Raw genomic sequence first — 19,439 nt, forward strand, 5'->3', positions numbered from 1 at the left:
GTCGCCGCTACTTCCTGCCCAGGGCGTTCACCGCGGCTGCCTTGCCCTGTTGCGCCGCGGGATTGCTGGCATCCCGCTTGAGCGCCTCTTCGAAGTCCGACAGCGCCTGCCGGTGCTGGCCCAGCGTGAAATACACGTTGCCGCGATACACCCAGGTCATCGCGTCCCGCCGGCTCAACTGCAGCGCGTGATTCAGTGCATCCAGCGCCAGTTCCGGCTGGTTGCGCTTTCCGTAGATCATGCCCATCGTCGACCACGCCGTCGACGTATTCTCCAGCTTCGTCGCCTCCTGCAGCCGCGCAATCGCGCCCGGCACATCCTCCGCGCAATCTAAAGCCAGTGCCCAGTCCACCAGCAGCCGGTAATCCGGCTTCTGCAGCAGCGAGGCCGCCTTGTAGTGCTCCAGCGACTTCGAGCACTCCCCCTTCTCGTAGTACGAGAACGCCAGTTGGAACTGCGCCCGGTAGTTCTGCGGATTCGCCTTCACTGACTCCACCCACATCGCCTGCGTGCTCGTATACAGGTCGCTGCGAAACATGGTCAGCATGGTCAATACCGCCGCCAGAGCCGCCAGCCCGGCCACCTTCGCCGCATTCAGCGTCCAGCGCGAAAGGAATTCACACACGATCAGCAACAGGCCGATCGACGCGAAGTACACGCGGCGCTCCACCAACGGATCCGCAATCGGCAGAATCGACGAGGTCGGCGTCAGCAGCACAAAGAACGTCAGCACGCCCAACGAAGCCAGCGGATACCTCTTCCGCCAGACAAAAGCCGCGCCCACAGCCGCCACGATCCCCAGCAAACCCAGCCACGAGAGCACACTGCCCGGAGCCTTCACGATCGGGAACCCGTGATCCAGATTCTGCCCGTACGGCGCCACGAACAGCCGCACATACACCCAAACCACCTGGAACTGCGTGAACAGGTAATCCAGCGGCGAGAAACTCAGCGACGAACCCGCCGTGCCCTCGTGGCTGGCCAGCCTGTACACGAACAGGCCACCCGCCAGCCCGCCCGCCAGCAGAGGAACATACAGCCGCCAGTTTTTCACGACGCCTTCCAAGGGCGAACCCTCGTGGAAGTACAGGTCGGTCAGCAGCAGCACGCCGGCCATCGCCACCGCCGTCTCTTTGCTCAGTGCGCCCAGGCCGATCAGCAGCAGCACCACAATCGCATGCGCCCACGAAACCGCCGCCTCTTTGCGCCGCAGGAACACCAGCAGCGCCGCGAAGCTGAAGAACACACTCAACACCTCGCTGCGGCTGGCGATATACGCCACGGCCTCGGTCTGCAGCGGATGCAGCAGGAACACCGCCGCACCGAAGCCGGCGCTCACCACCACCGCACGCCCTTCACGGCCCGCGCGCTCCAGCAGGTTCTTCAGGATGAAGTACACCAGCAGCGCATTCACCACGTGCAGCACGAAGTTCTCCACGTGGTACGGCGTCGTGTTCATCGCCCACAGGTCCCGGTCGGCCAGCAGGCTCATGTTCGTCAGCGCGCGCACCCCGCGCCGCAGGAACTCGGCGTAGTTGATCCCTTGCCCCTGGCTCATCATCGGCAGGCTTAGGTCGTCAAATAGGAAAGGACCGTTCAGGGCGGGGAAGTAGGCGATCAGGGCCAGGATGGCGGCCGACAAGGGCGCCCACCAGGGCAGGCCCGCTGCCGGGACGCTCGCGGGTGCCGCCGCTGCCGCGCGCGGCTGGTTCTCAGTGTTTCGCTTGCTGTTCTTCATTCTGTCGTTGCAGTTTGTACTCGAGAATCGCCACCCGCTGGGTGAGCGTGATGTTCATGTCCTTCAATTCTGAGATCGCGCGCGAGAAGCGGTAGAACACGCCCAAAAACACAATAAGAATCAGGAACAACAGCGTGATCGCCGGTTCCTTCAAATCCAGATACCCGGAAAGCCGCACCAGCACCGGACCACTGCGCGACAGCGCGATCAGCGCCACCGCCGCGGCCAGCCAGCTCACGGAATGCTCCACCCGGATGTGGTCGCGCCGCAGCGAACGCAGCACGATCAACAGCAGCAGGATGCCCAGGACGGTCAGGATGTCCAGCAGCAGTTCCATACCGGCTTACCCCTGGCCCTTCCTGGCCCGTCCGTCAAACCGCAGGATGTTGATGAACACGCCAAGCAACACGTGGATCACATAGTAGACCGACTTCATCGCCGTGATCGAGCTCCGCCCCGCCATCCGCTTCCGCATCCGGCACGGCACCTCCTCAAAGCGGAACTTCCGCCGCTGCAGCACCACCAGCGTCTCGATCTCGGGATACTCCAACGGGAAACTCGAGCTGAATACCGACAGCGCCTTCGCATTTACCGCCACGAAACCCGAGGTCGGATCCGTCACCGGCCGCCCCAGGATCGGCCGCAGCAGCATCCGGAAAAAGTGGATCCCGATCTTGCGGATCGGGTGCGTCTGCAGCCCGCCGGACTCCTTCGCCCGGACCCCGATCACCATCTCACAGCCCGTTGCCCGCAGCTTCTCCAGCAACCGCCCGATGTCCTTCGGATCGTGCTGCCCGTCTCCGTCGATCCGGATCACCGTGTCGTAGCCTTCCTCGAACGCCAGCTTGTACCCCGCCTGCACACAGCCGCCCAAGCCCAGATGACAAGGCAGTTGCAGCACTCGCGCGCCGGCAATCAGCGCCTGGTCCACCGTCGCGTCCTCTGAGCAGTCGTCCGTCACCAGGATCTGCAGCTCCGGATACGTCTGCCGCACCTCGGTGACGACGCGTGCAATCGCGCCTTCTTCGTTGAACGCCGGGATGATCAGCAACGTGCGCGAGTCGATCACAGCGCGGCGACCTCCCGCACCTTGATGGAGTGCCGCTTCAGCACCTGCTTGAACTCGGCCACGCTGATCCGCCTCGTCGACGCGATTCGCGCCCGCTGCCGCAGCAGCGTGGGCAGGTGCCTCACCAGATCCAGGTGGGCTTTCAGCACCAGCCATGGCAGTTGCAGTCCGCTGCCGCCCGCCGTGCGGAACTCCGCCGCCTTGCCTTGGCCGGTGAACAGTCCCGCCGCATGCCAGAAGTACCGGACGATCGCATAGAACGGCGCCGCCAGCAGGCTGCTCAGCGGCAGGCAGCGTACGGCCAGCCGCAGCCGGTTCCGCTCCACAAACCACGCCTTGCGTGCCGACGCCGCGCCGCTGCTCTGCGAATACGCATGATCCACTAGGGCTGTCGGGACATACAGGCAGTGCCAGCCTGCCCAACGGCCGCGCAATCCCAAATCTGTGTCTTCGCAGTACAGAAAGAAATCCTCTTCGAACAGCCCGGCTTCGTCGAGCATCTCACGCCGGTACACCGCCGCGCAGCCGCTGGGCAGCAGCGCCTCACCCGCCTCCGCAAACCCGTCGTCCGCCGTGCCGTGGCCCCGCTGCTTCGAACTCCCGTCGCCCGCCATCAGCATACCCGCCGAATCCAGTCGCCCGGTGCCCGCCAGCCGGATCCGGCCTGCCGCCATGCCTGCCTTGGGACTCACGTCCAGCGCCTTCACCATCTCTTCCAGCCAGCACGGCTCGGCCACCGCGTCGTCATTCAGCACGGCCATATACTCCGCCGGAGCCAGCCAGAAGCCCTGGTTCACTGCCGCGCCAAAGCCAACATTCGCCTTGTTTTCGATCAAACGGAACCGGTAGCGGGCCGCTCCGGTCGTATGAATCCGCCCGCATCCGCTGTTATCGACCACCACCACCGTAACCTCCGGTAGCGTCTGGCCTTCCAGCGAAGCCAGACAGTCCAGCAGCCGGCGGTCTCCTGCCAGAGTGGGAACTACAACCGTGACGCGGCCAGGCTTCAAATATTAATTCTACGCGAAAGGGCGGCGGCGATTCCTCGGGATACAATACCTCAAATGGCTATCAAGACTACCGTCGTAGGCAGCTACCCCATTCCGCACTGGCTGCCCGGCGACACCTCGCGCACCACGCTCCGTGACGCGATCCTCGTCGTGCTGAAGACCCAGGAACTGGCCGGCATCGACGTCGTCGCCGACGGAGAGTTGAACCGCTTCGACCCCGGCCACCCCGAGACGAACGGCATGATCGATTACTTCGTCTCCAAGATGGACGGGATCCGCACGCGCTTCTCCCTCGAAGACATCGAGGCCTTCCGCGCCGACCAGGGGCTCACTTACCGCACTGACCCCGCCGGAATCGTCACCGGACCCATCACCGGCGGCACCCTCAACCTGCCCCGCGACTTCGAGTTCACCCGCAAACTCACCAGCCAGCCGCTGAAGTTCACCTGCACCGGCCCGCACATGCTCACCAAAGTGCTGACCGACCGGCACTACAAGTCGCGCCCCGAGCTCTGCATGGCCATCGCCGATGTCCTGCGCAAGCAGTTGACCAACATCGACGCCGATATCGTGCAGTTGGACGAAGCCAACATCAGCGGCCACCCCGAGGACGCAGAATGGGCCTTGCCCGCCCTTAATCATGTCCTCGAGGGCATCGCCGGAGTCCGCGCCCTCCACATCTGCTTTGGCAACTACGGCGGTCAATCTGTACAAAAAGGGTTCTGGCAGAATCTGTTACCCTTCCTGAACGGGTTGCAGGTCGATCACCTGGTGCTCGAGTTTGCCCGGCGCGGCTACGCCGAGCTCGAACACTTCAAGGGACTGGATCCGCGCATCGGCATGGGCCTCGGTGTCGTCGACATCAAGGACAACGGCGTGGAATCCCCCGACCTCATCGCCGAACGAATCGAGTTGGCCGCTGGCGTTCTCGGTCCCGAACGCCTCCATTACATCCACCCCGACTGTGGATTCTGGATGCTCCAGCGCAATGTCGCCGACCGCAAGATGGCCGCGCTGGTGGCAGGTAGAAACCTATACGAGGGGAGAAGTTAAGTAGTGAACAAGCTGTACCTGTGTCTGCCGCTCACCGCGGCGCTGTTGCTGGGGCAGGCTCCGCCCGAGGGCGCGCACCTCACCAACCTGAAGAAACTGACCAACGGGGGCCAGAATGCCGAAGCCTACTGGGCCCCCGACGGCAAGCGCATCATCTTCCAGACCACCCGCGAGCCCTACGCCTGCGATCAGATCTTCGTCATGAATGCCGACGGTTCCGATCAGCACCTGGTCTCCACCGGCAAGGGCCGCACTACCTGCGCCTATTTCCTCAAGGACAACCGCCACATCGTCTACGCCTCCACCCACGAGGCCGCCGAGGCCTGCCCCACGCCGCCCGACCGCAGCAAAGGCTACGTCTGGGGCGTCTTTGCCGGCTACGATATCTATGTCGCTGACGACACAGGCAAAAATCCGAAGAAACTCACCTCCACCCCCGGCTACGACGCCGAAGCGACCGTGAACTTCGCCCAGAACAAGATCGTCTACACCTCGCTCGCCTCGGGCGACCTCGAGCTTTGGCAGATGAAACCGGACGGCTCCGGCAAGAAGCAGATCACCAAGCGCGAAGGCTATGACGGCGGAGCTGTCTTCTCCCACGACGGCAAGCAGATCGTCTGGCGCGCCACCGATCCCAGCAACGCCAAGGCAATGGCCCGCTACAAGGAACTCCTCAAGGAGAACCTCACCGAACCGATGAAGATGGAGCTCTTCCTCTCCGACGCCCACGGCAAAAAGGTGCAACAGCTCACGAAGTTCGGCTGCGCCTCCTTCGCGCCCACCTTCACCCCCGACGGCAAGCAGATCATCTTCTCCTCCAACAAGCACAACTGCGACGGCCGCCGGTTCGAGCTCTACCGCATCAATACCGACGGCTCCGGCCTGGAGCAGATCACCAATTTTGGTGGTTTTACCTCCTTCCCCGAATTCGCCCCCGACGGCAAAACCCTCGTGTTTGCCACGGACTATCAGACCACCCAGCGCTACGAGTTCAACATCTGGACCGCGGCCTGGAAAGACTAGGGCCGGCGCGCTTTGATAAACTCTCAGCCAGCCACACTCATGAAACGAAGAACCATTCTGTCGCTCGCCGGGGTGGCGCCGGCCGCGTGGGCCGCTGCCCCGCAGCCCACGCCAAAGCCAAAGAACTGGCGCACCTCCCCGCTCGGTTATACCGATACGCCGGTGCTGCCAGGTCAACCCTGGAAAGTCCACGACATAGCCCGTCCGCGGCCCTCCGTGGTGACGCCCGGCCCCCGGCCCGGCGACCCGCCGTCCGATGCCATCGTGCTGTTCAGCGGCAAGGACCTGTCCCAGTGGTATCAGAACGGCACCGGCCCCAACAAAGGCAAACAGGTGCCCGCTAAGTGGAAGGTGGAGAACGGTTTCGTCGAATGCGTCGGCGGCACCGGCGACCTCATTTCCAAGGAGAAGTTCGGCGACGCCCAGTACCACATCGAGTGGAGCGCCCCCACCGAGATCGACGGCGACTCCCAATGGCGCGGCAACTCCGGCATCCTCATCATGAGCCGCTACGAGATGCAGGTGCTGGACTCCTGGGACAATCCCACCTATGCCGATGGACAGGCGGGCGCCATCTATGGCCAGTGGCCGCCGCTGGTGAACCCCATCCGCAGACCCGGTGAGTGGAACACCTACGACCTCTTCTGGGAAGCACCCAAATTCGAGGGCAGCCGCATGGTCAAACCGGCCTACGTCACCCTCATGTTCAACGGTGTCCTGGTGCATCACCACAAGGAAGTCATCGGGCAGATGGCCCACCGGACCATCCGGCCCTACGAACCCCATGCGGCGGAAGAGCCGTTGTCCATCCAGGACCACGACACCAAGCCCCGCTTCCGCAACATCTGGGTCCGCAAGCTGAAGCCGTACGATTCGAAATAGCCCGAACGGAGGCGCCATGAGCCTGGACGCAAGCACCGCCACGGCCACCCTGGCCGGTGGGTGTTTCTGGTGTCTGGAGGCGGTCTATCTCCAGATGCGCGGCGTGATTTCCGTCACCTCCGGCTACATGGGCGGCACGGAAAACGAGCCCACCTACGAAGAGGTCTGCACCGGCGAGACGGGCCACGCCGAGGTGGTGCAACTCGTCTATGATCCGAACATATCGTCATATCGCGATATCCTCGAGGTCTTCTTCGCCATACACGACCCCACCACCCTCAACCGGCAGGGCAACGACGCCGGCACGCAGTACCGGTCGGCCATCTTCTATCACACGCCGGAACAGGAAGCCGAGGCCCGCGCCTTCCTCGCCGAACTGACGGCCGGCGGGGTCTTCGATGACCCCATCGTCACCGAGATCACCCCCGCCGTAAAGTTCTGGCCGGCCGAGGCTTACCATACCAACTACTTCGCCACCCACCCCTGGCAGCCCTACTGTACATTTGTGGTCTCGCCCAAGGTGGCGAAATTCCGCAGGAAGTTCTCAGCTCTCCTCAAGCCCGCCTGACATCTGGCCTTTCAAGCGCGCAAGTTGCGGCCGGTGCACCGCATAGTCCGGCGACGGCTGAATCCCGATCGCGTAGTCCTGCCACCACTCGCCGGCGGCCCAGTAGAACGCATCCATCCCCGCCTCGGCAACCGCATCCAGGAACCCGTCCATCACCGGCAGCCAGCGCGGATCCGCATGGGGCACCCCAAACTCACCAACGATACCACCCACCCCGTTGTCCCGGCACCAGTCCAGAAACGGCGTCACCCGGCGCCGGCCCACCGTGGCGAGATCACCGTCCTTCGCCGCCTCTTCGTCATAGCTGAGCTCGTAGCGCCCGCCGCGGTTCCCGTCGAAGTAGCAGTGCGCCTCGTACAGGATGTTGCCGGCCGGATCGTCGATCCAGGCCCGCCGCCCGTTCCGTTGCTTCCACCACTCGCTGCCTGACCACCCGTCGCCCGGCACCAGGATCAACTTCGTGTCGCCCGCCGCCCGGATGGCGACCACCACGCACTGTGAGATCCGCTTCCAGTCGGAGCCGCCCATGTCGTGCGGCTCGTTCATCAGGTCGTAGGCCCACACCGCCCGGTGCCCGCCCAACTCGTGCGCGAAGCGGACCCAAAGATCCGCCAGGTCATAGCGGCTCACCGGCGTGCGGCCCCGCCCGTCGCTCTGGTCGATAATCCAGTCGGTCCCCTCGATCCGGTACCGTCCAAAGTTGTGCGGTTCAAATGCGAGCTGAAGGCCGGCGGCGGCCGCGCGGTCGGCCGCCAGCACCAACTGTTCCAGATAGGGCTCGTCCAATGGGCCGCCCGGCGTGGGTTGCAGACGCTCCCACCGGAACGGCACGCGCAGTCGTGTCAGCCCCTGCTCCGCCCAGTACTGCAGGCTGCGCTCGCTGGGGAAGACATAGTCCTGCCCGAGTACGCCGGGCAGGTGGTCTTCGCCCCACTCGGCGCCCGAGAGATTGACCCCGATCCTCACACCCGGTAGTTGTCGGCTTTCCAGTTCTTGATCGATTTCTTGATGTCGTCCTGGCTCATGTTCTTGTCGGCCGCGAGCTGCGCCAGGGCGACGAACTCCGCATCCGGAGCGAACCGCAGGGCAACGATCTGCAGCGCTTCCAGCCTGGGATCCAGCAGCTTGCCGGTGAGTACGAAGTGGCGCAGATTCTCTTCCGCCCGGATCGCCCGGTCCTGCGCCTTCAGCGCGAAGATGCGGGCAAACAGGGCAATGAACACCATGCAGACGTTCATCACCAGGATCAGCGCGGCGCTGTACAGGCGCTGGTGATCGCCCATCGATTTCCAAAGGTTCACGCCCGACCCGATGAGAGTGAGCAGTAGCATCCCGAAGAGCACGAAGTGGTACATCGGGACGGTTCTGGCGTGTTTGGCGTAACTCTGTTCCTGCAAGACGAAGCCTCCTACCTGGATACCCGGCGCGCGGGACAAGCCCGCGTTCAGCAATCCAGCATCGCACGATGCGTGCTCCGCCGGAAGGAATCAGGGCTTGGCGGCCTTCTTCTTCTGCATGCGCTGCTTCACGTCGGGCCAGAACTCCTTCAGCACATTGGATATGGCGTCGGTCCCGATCTGCAGCGCCAGCTTCGAGAGATTGGCCGAGTAGGTGCGGCTCTCCGGATAGTAGAGGTTCGACGCAGCCACGGATACGCCATTGCCCAGGACTTCAGAGAAGTTGAAGCGGCTGCCGCCCGAATCCGTCTTCGTCACCATCACCCGGCTCAGGGCATAGAAGAAACGCTGTTTGCCGGTCTTCCCGTTCTGCCCCAGCATGTAGTAGCGCGGATCCTCCTTCAGCAAGCTGGGGAAGACCGCCTCCGTCATGAAGTTGCCGATAATGGTGTCGCCCAGCGACCGGACATAGCGGTTGCCAAAGCCCTTCGCGCCCTGCCCGAACGAGGGATTGGAGTTCTGCAGATGGGCCAGTCCCGCGTAGAAGCCGGCCAGCAGGAACACCGGCTTGTCGAACGAGTCCTTGGCGCCGATCACGAACTTCTGCCTCGTGGTGATGGGCGAGAAGGGGGCGTTGCCGTCCGCGACACGGTAGTTGGGTAGAACCCCAAAGACCCGTTTGTCGATTTCAACCGCCGGGGCCGCGGGCGCTTCGCCCGGAGCAGCCGCGGGGGCGCCGCTTTCCTGTCCGTATGCGGCGATGGAGAACGCCGCTGCGAGGGTACACAGTACTGCTGATTTGCCGATAAAGACCATTCTCATTCCTTGCATTCCCGGCAAACATCGCCGCTGTCAGCCCCCACTCCAGTGATAAGCAGGCTTGTTAGACTGGGCGCAAATTCCGGCTCAAAGGGTTACATCCCGTCCAGCCGGTATCGCCGAACTTTCGCCCATCTATCGCTGGCCACTTCCATTGGATAGCCAGTCTTTTGTGATTTGCATTAACTCTCGGGCGTGCCACCATGAGAACTACCAGACGAGGAGGTGCTAGGACATGCCGGCCTTCAAGTTCACCCTGAACGGCAAGGCGCAACGCATCGAGACGGAAGCGGACCGGCCGCTGCTCGAGGTGCTGCGCGAGGACCTGGGACTCATCGGCGTCCGCTACGGCTGCGGCGAAGGCCAGTGCCGCGCCTGCACCGTGTTGCTGGATGGCAAGCCCGTCCCGTCCTGCGTCACGCCCGTCCGGCTGGCGGAAGGCAAATCCGTCCTGACCGTGGAAGGGCTCGCCGTGAACGGCAAGCTCCACCCCGTCCAGCAGGCCTTCCTCGAAGAGGGTGCGCTGCAGTGCGGCTACTGCACCTCCGGCATGATGCTCACCGCCGTGGCCCTGCTGAAGACGACACCCCATCCCACGGAACAGCAGGTCGCCGAGGGCATGAACAACAACCTCTGCCGCTGCTGCTGCTACCCCAGCATCGTTACCGCCGTCCGCCTGGCGGCCAAGCTCAGCGCCCTGAACACACAAGGAGCAGGCCATGCCGGATAGCACCGAATGGATCGCCTCAGCCGAGCCGGAACGCTACGAGCTGCGGGAACCGGTCCACTACGAATTCCACTGTGACCGGCGCGTATTCCTGCAATGCGCCGGCATCGGCTTGCTGATCACCGCCCTCTCCCGCGCGCAGAGTGGACCCGCGACCACCGCGGGCCGCATCCACCTGGGGGAAGACGGCTTCGTGACCGTGCTCTCCGGCAAGGTGGAAGAAGGACAGGGGCCCCGGACCGAGTTCGCCGCCGCCACGGCGGAAGAACTGCGCCTGCCCGTCGACAAAGTCCGAGTGGTGCTCGCCGATACGCAACTGGTGCCGAACGACTGGCTCACCGCCGGCAGCCGCTCCACGCCCGTCACAGTGCCGCTGGTACGCCGAGCCGCCGCCGAAGCCCGAGCCCTGCTGCTCGCCACGGCCGCCGAGCGCTGGAAGGTCGACGGCTCCAAGCTCCAGATCGATGCCGGTGTCGTGAAGAGCCCGGACGGCAAGCAGACCATGGGATACGCCGAATTGGCGAAGGCCGGCGGCCACGCGACCAGGCGAGCTGCGGAACTGATCCCGCCCATCGATCGCTGGCCAGCCGACGAGTCCAAGCTCCCGGTGGCCAAATCCGGCGGTGATGCCAGCGGCAAGACCGCCGGCCTGACGCCGCAGGCGAACTGGAAGACCCTGGGCCAGCCGCTGGTGCGCGTCAACGCACGCGACATCATCACCGGAGTCCACGCCTACCCCTCCGGCATCCAGCGGCCCGGCATGCTCTACGGCTGTGTGCTGCGTCCGCCGTCCTATGGCGCAACCCTGGATTCCGTCGACCTGAACACCGCGAAGCAGTTGCCCGGCGTCGTGGCCGTGCGCGATGGCGAATTCGCAGCCTGCGCCGCGCCCACGTCCTATGCGGCCCGCAAAGCTCTTGCCGCCCTGGCGGCCAATGCGAAGTGGGTGGCCAAGCCGCAGATCTCCAGCGACGAGCTGTACACGCATCTGAAGAAACCGGCCGGAGACCGCCAGCCGCAGGTGCAGGAGCGCGGGTCCGTGAAGGCCGGGCTGCAGCAGGCAAATAAGAAGCTGAGCGCGTCCTATCAAGTTCCCTACATCGCCCATTCGCCGATGGAGCCGCGCACTGCTGTCGCCGAATGGACCAATGGCAGCCTGACCGTCTGGACCGGCACCTCGAATCCCTTCGACGTGCGGGACGAACTCGCCCAGGCGTTCCACATCGACCCGTCGAAGGTGCGTGTCATCGTGCCGGACTTTGGCGGCGGCTTCGGCGGCAAGCACACCGGCGAGGCAGCGCTCGAAGCGGCGCGCCTGGCGAAGGAAGCGGGCAAGCCGGTTTCCCTGCGCTGGACCCGGGCCGAGGAGTTCATGTGGGGCTACTTCCGCCCGGCCGGCGTGATTGACATCGAAGCCGGCCTCGACGAGAAGGGCCAGTTGACCGGCTGGGATTTCACGAACTACAACTCGGGCCCCTCGGCCATCGGGTCTCCCTACAAGCTGGCGAACACCAGGACCCGCTTCGTCTATGCGGATTCGCCGCTGCGTTCCGGTTCCTATCGCGGGCTGGCGGCCACGGCCAACAACTTCGCCCGCGAGAGCTTCATGGACGAACTGGCTGCCGCGGCCGGCCAGGATCCTCTTGAGTTCCGCCTGGCCCATCTCGAGAACGGCCGCCTGCGGGATGTGCTGGTGGCCGCGGCCGAGCGCTTCGGCTGGCAGAAGCGCCGCAAGGAGACGAAGCCGAACACCGGTGTCGGCCTGGCCTGCGGTACGGAGAAGGGCTCTTTCGTAGCCGCGTGCGTCGAGGTGGAACTCGATCGCGCCAGCGGCATCCCCCGGCTGGTCGAGATCTGCGAGGCCTTCGAATGCGGCCCCGTGCTGAATCCTAAGAACCTGCGGCTGCAGGTGGAGGGCTGCATCCTGATGGGCCTCGGGGCGGCGTTGCGGGAAGAGATCCTGTTTGAGAATGGCCGCTTGAAGAACGGCAGCTTCGCGCGCTACCGCGTGCCGCGCTTCAAGGACACGCCCAGGATCGAGACGGTGCTGGTGGAGCGCAAGGACCTGGAGCCGGCCGGTGCGGGTGAAACGCCCATCATGGCGGTGGCTCCGGCCATGGCCAACGCGATTTTCGCCATGACGGGCGAGCCTGTGCGGGCCCTGCCGTTGCGGGCGAAAGCGGGTAAGCCCGACAGCGGTTCAGCGGCCATCCGCTGAGCCCCCTACTTCCTCTATAATTTGGATCTGGCCGGGTGAGAGAACCCCGGCCGGATCGGTTTACTCCCTCCACGTGGCAGGGGCAGTGTGATGCACAGGGGAAGGGGTACGCATGGCGATTCGAGTCGCTCTCCATCACAAGACTGTCTACCACTACGACCGGCTGGTTCAGCTGTCGCCACAGATCATCCGGCTGCGTCCGGCTCCGCATTGCCGGACCGCCGTGGAGAGCTACTCGCTCAAGATCAGCCCGCGCGAGCACTTCATCAACTGGCAGCAGGACCCGCAGAGCAACTACCTGGCGCGCGTGGTCTTTCCGGAGCCGGTGCGGCACTTCTCCATCGAGGTCGATGTCGTGGCCGACATGACCGTCATCAATCCCTTCGACTTCTTCCTGGAGCCGGCCGCCGAGCAGTTTCCGTTCGCCTACGAGCCATCGCTGGCCAAGGAGCTGACGCCCTTCCTGGAGACCCTGCCGGACGAGCCGCACCTGGACGCCTATGTGGCGGCAATCGACCGCTCGAAGTGCCACATCATCGATTTCCTGGTCGCCTTGAACCAGCGGCTGCAGCACGAGATTAGTTACACGATCCGCATGGAGCCGGGCGTGCAGACGCCCGAGGAGACGCTCGACCTGCGCAGCGGTTCGTGCCGCGACTCGGCCTGGCTGCTGGTGCAGGTGCTGCGGCGCCTCGGGCTGGCCGCTCGCTTCGTGTCGGGCTACCTCATCCAGCTCAAGCCGGACGTGAAGCCGCTCGAAGGGCCGGAGGGTCCGCAGCAGGACTTCACAGACTTGCATGCGTGGACTGAGGTCTACCTGCCGGGCGCGGGCTGGATCGGCCTGGATCCCACTTCGGGCCTGTTCGCGGGCGAAGGACATCTGCCCGTGGCGGCGTCCCCCGATCCATTCTCCGCGGCTCCGGTGACCGGGGGCGTGGACGAGTGCGAGGTGGAGTTCACGCACGAGATGTCGGTGCGGCGCATCCACGAAGACCCGCGCGTCACGCTGCCCTATACGGAAGAGCAGTGGTCGAGGATCGAAGCGCTGGGTCATGCCATCGACGCCGAGTTGAAGGCCGGCGATGTGCGGCTGACGATGGGCGGCGAGCCGACGTTCGTGTCGATCGACGACATGGATGGCGCCGAGTGGAACACTGAGGCGCTGGGCAAGAACAAGCGGCAGATGAGCGGCGAGCTGATCAAGCGTTTCCGCGACCGTTTCGCACCGGGCGGCTTCCTGCACTTCGGGCAGGGCAAGTGGTATCCGGGCGAGAGCCTGCCGCGCTGGGCGCTGACCTGCTACTGGCGCAACGACGGTGTGCCGATGTGGCTGGACCCGAGCCTGATTGCGGCCGAGGACGAGAGTCACGGCTACGACGAGGCTGACGCCTTCGACTTCATCGAACGGTTGGCCCGGCGGTTGGGGCTGGATCCCGACTACGTCAATGCGGCATTCGAAGACCCGCTGCACTACCTGCAGCGCGAACGGCAGTTGCCGGTGAACGTGGATCCGCTGGACAGCCGGCTGGAGAGTGCCGAAGAGCGCGACCGCATCCGGCGCGTGTTCGAACGGGGGCTGAATCACCCAGTAGGCTTCGTCCTGCCGGTGCAGCGCGCGGCGGGCAAGAGTGGTCCGGAGTGGCAGACGGGGTTGTGGCTGCTGCGCGGGCAGAGGCTGCTGCTGACGCCGGGCGACTCACCCGTGGGGCTGCGGCTGCCACTGCCGAGCCTGCCGTGGGCGGCTCCGTCGGATATGCCGTTTCTGGTGCCGCAGGATCCGATGGCGCCGAGGAACCCGCTGCCCGTGCCGGAGCGGCAATACCAGGGCACGCAGGTCCCGCAACAACAGAAGGGCGACTGGCGCAGCAACTTCTCACGGTCCAAAGAGGCAGAGAAGCTGGTAAAGCCGGGCGAGTCGGCCGGATGGGTCGTCCGGACGGCGATCTGCGTGGAGCCGCGCGACGGGCAGTTGCACGTGTTCATGCCGCCGGTGACGACGCTGGAAGACTACGTTGAACTGCTGGCGGCGATCGAGGACACGGCCGCGCAGCGCGGGACGCCGGTGATTGTCGAGGGCACTGAGCCGCCCAAGGATCCGCGCATCAGCCAGATCCGGGTGACGCCGGATCCGGGCGTCATCGAAGTGAACACGCCTCCGGCCCGCAACTGGGATGAGCTGGTGCAGAACACGATCGGGATCTACGAAGATGCCCGGCAGTCGCGGCTGGGCACGGAGAAGTTCATGCTGGACGGCCGGCATACCGGCACGGGCGGCGGAAACCATGTTGTGCTGGGCGGACCGACGCCGGCGGACAGCCCGATGCTGCGGCGGCCTGACCTGCTGCGCAGTTTGATCGGGTACTGGCTGAACCATCCTTCGCTGTCTTATCTGTTCTCCTCGATGTTCATTGGACCCACGAGCCAGGCGCCGCGCATTGACGAGACGCGGCAGGACAGCCTGTACGAGCTCGACATCGCCTATTCGCAGATCCCGCTGCCGGGCGAGGGCGATTGCCCTCCGTGGCTGGTGGACCGCATCTTTCGGCACCTGCTGGTGGACGTGACGGGCAATACGCACCGGGCCGAGTTCTGCATCGACAAGCTGTATGCTCCGGAGACGGCGACGGGCCGGCTGGGCCTGCTGGAGATGCGCGGCTTCGAGATGCCGCCGCATTCGCGCATGAGCCTGATGCAGCAGTTGCTGATCCGGGCCTTGGTGGCCCGCTTCTGGAACCAGCCTTATATGGGGCGGCCGGCGCGCTGGGGCACTCAGTTGCATGACAAGTTCATGCTGCCGCACTTCCTGGCGCTGGACTTCGAGGATGTGCTGGCCGAACTGCGGATGAGAGGGTATCCGGTGGAGAATGCGTGGTTCGCTCCACACTTTGAGTTCCGGTTCCCGGCCATCGGCACAGTGGTCCATTCGGGTGTCGAGGTGGAGCTGCGCCAGGCTGGCGAGCCCTGGTATGTGCTGGGCGAGGAGCCGGGCGGCGGCGGGACGGCGCGCTATGTCGATTCGTCGCTGGAGCGGGTGCAGGTGAAGGTGCGCGGGCTGTTTGGCGACCGGCATGTGATCACCTGCAACGGACGGCGGGTGCCGCTGGCGCCGACGGACACGGAAGGCGAATTTGTGGCCGGCGTCAGGTACAGGGCATGGCAGCCGCCCTCGTGCCTGCACCCCACGATTCCGGTGCATACGCCGCTGATCTTCGACCTGCTGGACCTGTGGTCGAGCCGGTCGATTGGCGGGTGTACTTATCATGTGGCGCATCCCGGCGGGCGCAACTATGTGACGTTCCCGGTGAACGCGGCGGAGGCGGAATCGCGGCGGGCGGCACGGTTCTTTCGGTTTGGGCACACGCCCGGACCGATGCAGGCACCCATGCTGGAGACGAACGCGCAGTTCCCGTATACGTTGGATTTGAGGCGGAGCCCTTACGCGCGGTGATCGCCGGCCACCGAAATGTGACAGAATTTCACTAATACACCGCAAGACGTTTGGCGGAGGTCAGGTTGCAGGGTCCGAAAGAGAAGGGGAGTTGTGTCGCCCAAGGCTGGGACTACTCGCCGAACGAAGGATATTACGACGAACTAGCGACGCCGCAGGGCGCGATGCGCCTGCATTGGCGTGCCCTGATGGACGCGCTGAAAGCCTCCGGACCTGAGGACCTGGCCAGCCGTTGGAAAGAAGCGCAGCGGCTCATCCGGGACAACGGTGTCACCTACAACGTCTATGGAGATCCGCACGGCACAGACCGGCCGTGGCCGCTGGATCCGGTGCCGATGGTCATCGACCCGCAGGAGTGGGCGGGCATCGAGACGGCGGTGGCGCAGCGGGCGAGCCTGCTGAACTCCATCCTGGAAGATCTCTACGGGCCGCAGCGGCTGCTGAACGAAGGGCTGCTGCCGCCGGAGCTGGTATACGCCAATCCCGGATGCCTGAGGAGCTGCCACGGCATCAAGGTGCCGGGCGACATCCGCCTGCACCTCTATGCGGCCGACCTGGCGCGATCGCCGGACGGGCAGTGGTGGGTGCTGTCGGACCGCACGCAGTCGCCTTCGGGCGCGGGCTATGCGCTGGAGAACCGGCTGGTTTCGACGCGCACGCTGCCGGACCTGTTCCGGAAGACCTATGTGCGGCGGCTGGCGAACTTCTTCCTGTCGTATCGCGAGACGCTGATGAGCCTGGCTCCGGGGCATCGCGAGAACCCGCGCATTGTGCTGCTGACGCCGGGCCCTTACAACGAGACCTATTTCGAGCACGCGTTCCTGGCGCGGTATCTGGGGTACACGCTGGTGGAAGGCGGAGACCTGACGGTGCGCGACCGGCGGGTGTACCTGAAGACGCTGGGCGGCCTGCTGCCGGTGGACATGATCCTGCGGCGGCAGGATGACGGCTTCTGCGATCCGCTGGAGCTGCGCGGCGATTCGATGCTGGGCGTGCCAGGGCTGGTGGAAGCGGTGCGGGCCGGTACCGTGGCGATCGCCAATGCGCTGGGTAGCGGAGCGATTGAGACGGCGGCGCTGTCGCCGTTCCTGCCCGGGTTGAGCCGCCAGATTCTTGGGGAAGAGCTCAAGATGCCCTCGGTGGCGAACTGGTGGTGCGGGCAGGAGAAGCCGCTGGCCTACGTGACGGAGAACCTGGCGCGGCTGGTGGTGAAGCAGGCGTTTCCGGGGTCGCCGCAGGAGCCGATCTTCGGCGGCAAGATCAGCGCGGCGGAGCGCGAGAAGCTGGCGGCGCGGATCCGGGCGACGCCTTATCAGTTCGTGGCGCAGGAGCAGGTGGCGCTGTCGACGGTGCCGGTTTGGACCGAGGAAGGGCTGCACTCGCGGCACCTGGTGATGCGCGTGTATGCGGTGCCTTCGGGCGGCGGCTACAAGGTGATGCCGGGCGGGCTGACTCGGGTGTCGTCGTCGCTGGACACGATGGTGGTATCGGTGCAGCGCGGCGGCGGCAGCAAGGATACGTGGGTGCTGGGCCGCGGGCAGGAGAAGGAGTTCAGCCTGCTGAAGCCTTCCAGCCAGACGTTGGAAGTGAGCCGGGCCACATTCGACCTGCCCAGCCGCGTGGCGGACAACCTGTTCTGGCTGGGCCGCTATATGGAGCGGGTGGACTCGACGGTGCGCCTGGCGCGGAGTGCGTTGCCGCTGCTGTCGCAGGAGACGGATGCGGCTTCGGCAACGGGCCTGCAGGCGGCGGTGGGGATCCTGACGGCGCTGCACTTTGTGCGCGATCCGGCGGAGGCCGGCGGAGCCCCGGTGGTGAATGCCGACCTGGTGTCGATGATCTTCGACTCGGACCGACGCTACAGCATTGGGCGGATTGTGCACGAGGCGCGGCGGCTGGCGTGGCTGCTGCGGGACCGTATTTCGGCGGATGCGTGGCGGATCCTGAACCGGCTGGACAACGACTTCTGCACGCGGCGGCCGGCAGAGCCGTTTCATCTGCTGGGCGCGACGGACCTGCTGGATCAATCGATCATCACGCTGGCGGCGTTCAGCGGCCTGGTGATGGACGGCATGACGCGCGGCCAGGGCTGGCGTTTTCTCGACATCGGCCGGCGCATTGAGCGCGCCTCGCAGTTGCTGGATGTGCTGCGGCACGGGCTGGGCAACAAGGTGAATGACGAGAGCGGGCGGCTGGCGAAGCTGCTGGAGATTGCGGACAGCTCGATCACTTACCGGTCGCGGTATCTGACGACCATGCAGTCCGACCTGGTGATCGACCTGCTGCTTTGCGACGAGGCGAATCCGCGGTCGGTGGCGTTCCAGTTCGCGCGGCTGTCGGAGCACATCGCGCACCTGCCGGACAGCGGGTCATTGTCGCGGAAGAGTCCGGAGTCGCGGCTGATCCTGAGCCTGTTGTCGAGCGTGCAACTGGCGGAGACCGGCAAGTTGATGGAGGCCGACGGGCGGGGCGAGTGGACCGGGTTGCAGACCCTGATGGACCGTCTGGCGGCGGAGATCCGGGCGCTTTCCAGCGTGTTGTCGAGCAGCTATTTCAGTCACGCCATCCCGTCGCAGCAGTTGCGGCATTTCTGAGGTAGAGGCCGCCATGACCTATCGAGCTACACACACCACGACCTACACCTACAGCGAGCCGGTCTCGATCTGCCATAACGAAGTGCATCTGCGGCCGAGGAGCGGGTACCGGCAGACGGTGATCGACAGCAGCATCACGGTGCTGCCGGATCCGGGGCATCTGTACTCGCGGAGCGACTACTTCGGGAACGAGACGACGTTCTTCTCGATCCACGAGCCGCATTCGCGGCTGATCATCTCTTCGGAGAGCCTGGTGGAAGTGCGGCCGGCGACGGTGCTGGATCCGGCGGCGACTCCGGTGTGGGAGGATGTGCGGGCGGAGGTGCGGGCGCATCGGGGCGGGGCGGCGCTGGAGGCGTTCCAGTATGTCTTCCCGTCGCAGTATGTGAAGGCGGGTCCGGAGTTCGCGAGCTTCGCGGAGCCTTCGTTTCCGGCCGGGCGTCCGATCCTGAAGGGGCTGATGGACCTGTCGCACCGGATCTTCACGCAGTTCCGGTATGATCCGCGGGCGACGACGGTGGCGACTCCGGTGGACGAGGTGCTGCGGGCGCGGCATGGGGTCTGCCAGGATTTCGCGCATGTGATGATTGGGGCGCTGCGGTCGATCGGGCTGCCTGCGCGGTATGTGAGCGGGTACCTGCGGAGCAATCCGAACCTGGTGGGGGCGGAAGAGTCGCACGCGTGGGTGTCGGCGTATTGTCCCGGGCATGGGTGGCTGGACATTGATCCGACGAATGATCTTCTGCCTTCGGAGGCGCACATTACCTTGGCCTGGGGCCGGGATTACGGGGATGTGACGCCGGTGCGGGGCGTGGCGCTGGGCGGCGGGGAGCAGTTGATTTCGGTGCGGGTGAGGGTGGCTCCGGAGAAGGCGGCGGTGGCTACGGATTAGG

The 19,439-nt window shown here is 65.1% G+C and carries 16 protein-coding genes; 9 read left to right on the forward strand and 7 right to left on the reverse strand.

The features are described 5' to 3' along the window. Positions 1 to 7: 7 nt before the first annotated feature. From IRI77_RS34225 to IRI77_RS34240, 4 genes are read right to left on the reverse strand one after another with little or no spacing between them, the layout of a single operon-like run. Positions 8 to 1,738, reverse strand: a complete 1,731-nt coding sequence (locus IRI77_RS34225) for a tetratricopeptide repeat protein (RefSeq protein WP_194449414.1) — start codon at positions 1,736 to 1,738, stop codon at positions 8 to 10. After that, positions 1,713 to 2,075 carry a DUF2304 family protein gene (locus IRI77_RS34230; RefSeq protein WP_194449415.1) on the reverse strand — a complete coding sequence of 121 codons (363 nt, stop codon included), beginning with the start codon at positions 2,073 to 2,075 and terminating at the stop codon, positions 1,713 to 1,715. The genes IRI77_RS34225 and IRI77_RS34230 overlap by 26 nt, the downstream gene beginning before the upstream one ends. 6 nt (positions 2,076 to 2,081) lie before the next feature. Further along, positions 2,082 to 2,807 carry a glycosyltransferase family 2 protein gene (locus tag IRI77_RS34235; protein ID WP_194449416.1) on the reverse strand — a complete coding sequence of 242 codons (726 nt, stop codon included), beginning with the start codon at positions 2,805 to 2,807 and terminating at the stop codon, positions 2,082 to 2,084. Continuing rightward, on the reverse strand, positions 2,804 to 3,817 hold the full coding sequence (locus tag IRI77_RS34240) for a glycosyltransferase family 2 protein (protein ID WP_194449417.1): 1,014 nt from the start codon (positions 3,815 to 3,817) through the stop codon (positions 2,804 to 2,806). Before IRI77_RS34240 ends, IRI77_RS34235 begins: the two co-directional genes overlap by 4 nt. Positions 3,818 to 3,871: 54 nt before the next feature. Here IRI77_RS34240 and IRI77_RS34245 point away from each other — a divergent pair, with 54 nt between their 5' ends. From IRI77_RS34245 to msrA, 4 genes are read left to right on the forward strand one after another with little or no spacing between them, the layout of a single operon-like run. Further along, on the forward strand, positions 3,872 to 4,870 hold the full coding sequence (locus tag IRI77_RS34245; RefSeq protein ID WP_194449418.1) for a cobalamin-independent methionine synthase II family protein: 999 nt from the start codon (positions 3,872 to 3,874) through the stop codon (positions 4,868 to 4,870). Between the two features lie 3 nt (positions 4,871 to 4,873). Next, a complete protein-coding gene (locus IRI77_RS34250) occupies positions 4,874 to 5,893 on the forward strand; it encodes a TolB family protein (RefSeq protein ID WP_228486468.1) in 1,020 nt (339 codons plus the stop codon). Positions 5,894 to 5,932: 39 nt separating this feature from the next. After that, positions 5,933 to 6,775 carry a 3-keto-disaccharide hydrolase gene (locus tag IRI77_RS34255; protein ID WP_194449419.1) on the forward strand — a complete coding sequence of 281 codons (843 nt, stop codon included), beginning with the start codon at positions 5,933 to 5,935 and terminating at the stop codon, positions 6,773 to 6,775. Positions 6,776 to 6,791: 16 nt separating this feature from the next. Next, the gene (gene msrA, locus IRI77_RS34260) at positions 6,792 to 7,343 is read left to right on the forward strand and encodes a peptide-methionine (S)-S-oxide reductase MsrA (RefSeq protein ID WP_194449420.1); all 552 of its coding nucleotides are present in this window, start codon (positions 6,792 to 6,794) and stop codon (positions 7,341 to 7,343) included. Here msrA and IRI77_RS34265 read toward each other — a convergent pair. From IRI77_RS34265 to IRI77_RS34275, 3 genes are all read right to left on the reverse strand, one after another. Continuing rightward, positions 7,320 to 8,309: a glycoside hydrolase family 5 protein gene (locus IRI77_RS34265; protein WP_194449421.1), complete on the reverse strand. Its 990-nt coding sequence runs from the start codon at positions 8,307 to 8,309 to the stop codon at positions 7,320 to 7,322. The two genes, msrA and IRI77_RS34265, sit on opposite strands and share 24 nt — an antisense overlap. Next, positions 8,306 to 8,740 (reverse strand): DUF6526 family protein, encoded by a 435-nt coding sequence (locus IRI77_RS34270; protein ID WP_194449422.1) that lies wholly within the window; start codon positions 8,738 to 8,740, stop codon positions 8,306 to 8,308. Before IRI77_RS34270 ends, IRI77_RS34265 begins: the two co-directional genes overlap by 4 nt. 90 nt (positions 8,741 to 8,830) lie before the next feature. After that, positions 8,831 to 9,562: a hypothetical protein gene (locus IRI77_RS34275; protein WP_194449423.1), complete on the reverse strand. Its 732-nt coding sequence runs from the start codon at positions 9,560 to 9,562 to the stop codon at positions 8,831 to 8,833. Between the two features lie 232 nt (positions 9,563 to 9,794). On the opposite strand from IRI77_RS34275, the gene IRI77_RS34280 reads away from it, so the two are divergent. The 5 genes from IRI77_RS34280 (at position 9,795) to IRI77_RS34300 (ending at position 19,438) form a co-directional block, all read left to right on the forward strand. Beyond that, the gene (locus IRI77_RS34280; RefSeq protein ID WP_194449424.1) at positions 9,795 to 10,289 is read left to right on the forward strand and encodes a (2Fe-2S)-binding protein; all 495 of its coding nucleotides are present in this window, start codon (positions 9,795 to 9,797) and stop codon (positions 10,287 to 10,289) included. Further along, entirely contained in the window at positions 10,279 to 12,504 is a 2,226-nt protein-coding gene (locus tag IRI77_RS34285) for a xanthine dehydrogenase family protein molybdopterin-binding subunit (protein ID WP_194449425.1), read from the forward strand. Before IRI77_RS34280 ends, IRI77_RS34285 begins: the two co-directional genes overlap by 11 nt. A 112-nt stretch (positions 12,505 to 12,616) precedes the next feature. After that, positions 12,617 to 15,952, forward strand: coding sequence for a transglutaminase family protein (locus IRI77_RS34290; protein WP_194449426.1), 3,336 nt, complete (start codon positions 12,617 to 12,619; stop codon positions 15,950 to 15,952). Positions 15,953 to 16,017: 65 nt separating this feature from the next. Next, complete coding sequence (locus tag IRI77_RS34295; RefSeq protein ID WP_228486469.1) at positions 16,018 to 18,546, forward strand: circularly permuted type 2 ATP-grasp protein; 2,529 nt, start codon at positions 16,018 to 16,020, stop codon at positions 18,544 to 18,546. Between the two features lie 13 nt (positions 18,547 to 18,559). Further along, positions 18,560 to 19,438 (forward strand): transglutaminase family protein, encoded by an 879-nt coding sequence (locus tag IRI77_RS34300; protein WP_194449427.1) that lies wholly within the window; start codon positions 18,560 to 18,562, stop codon positions 19,436 to 19,438. Position 19,439: the final 1 nt, after the last annotated feature.

This window comes from Paludibaculum fermentans (assembly GCF_015277775.1).
GTDB lineage: Bacteria > Acidobacteriota > Terriglobia > Bryobacterales > Bryobacteraceae > Paludibaculum > Paludibaculum fermentans.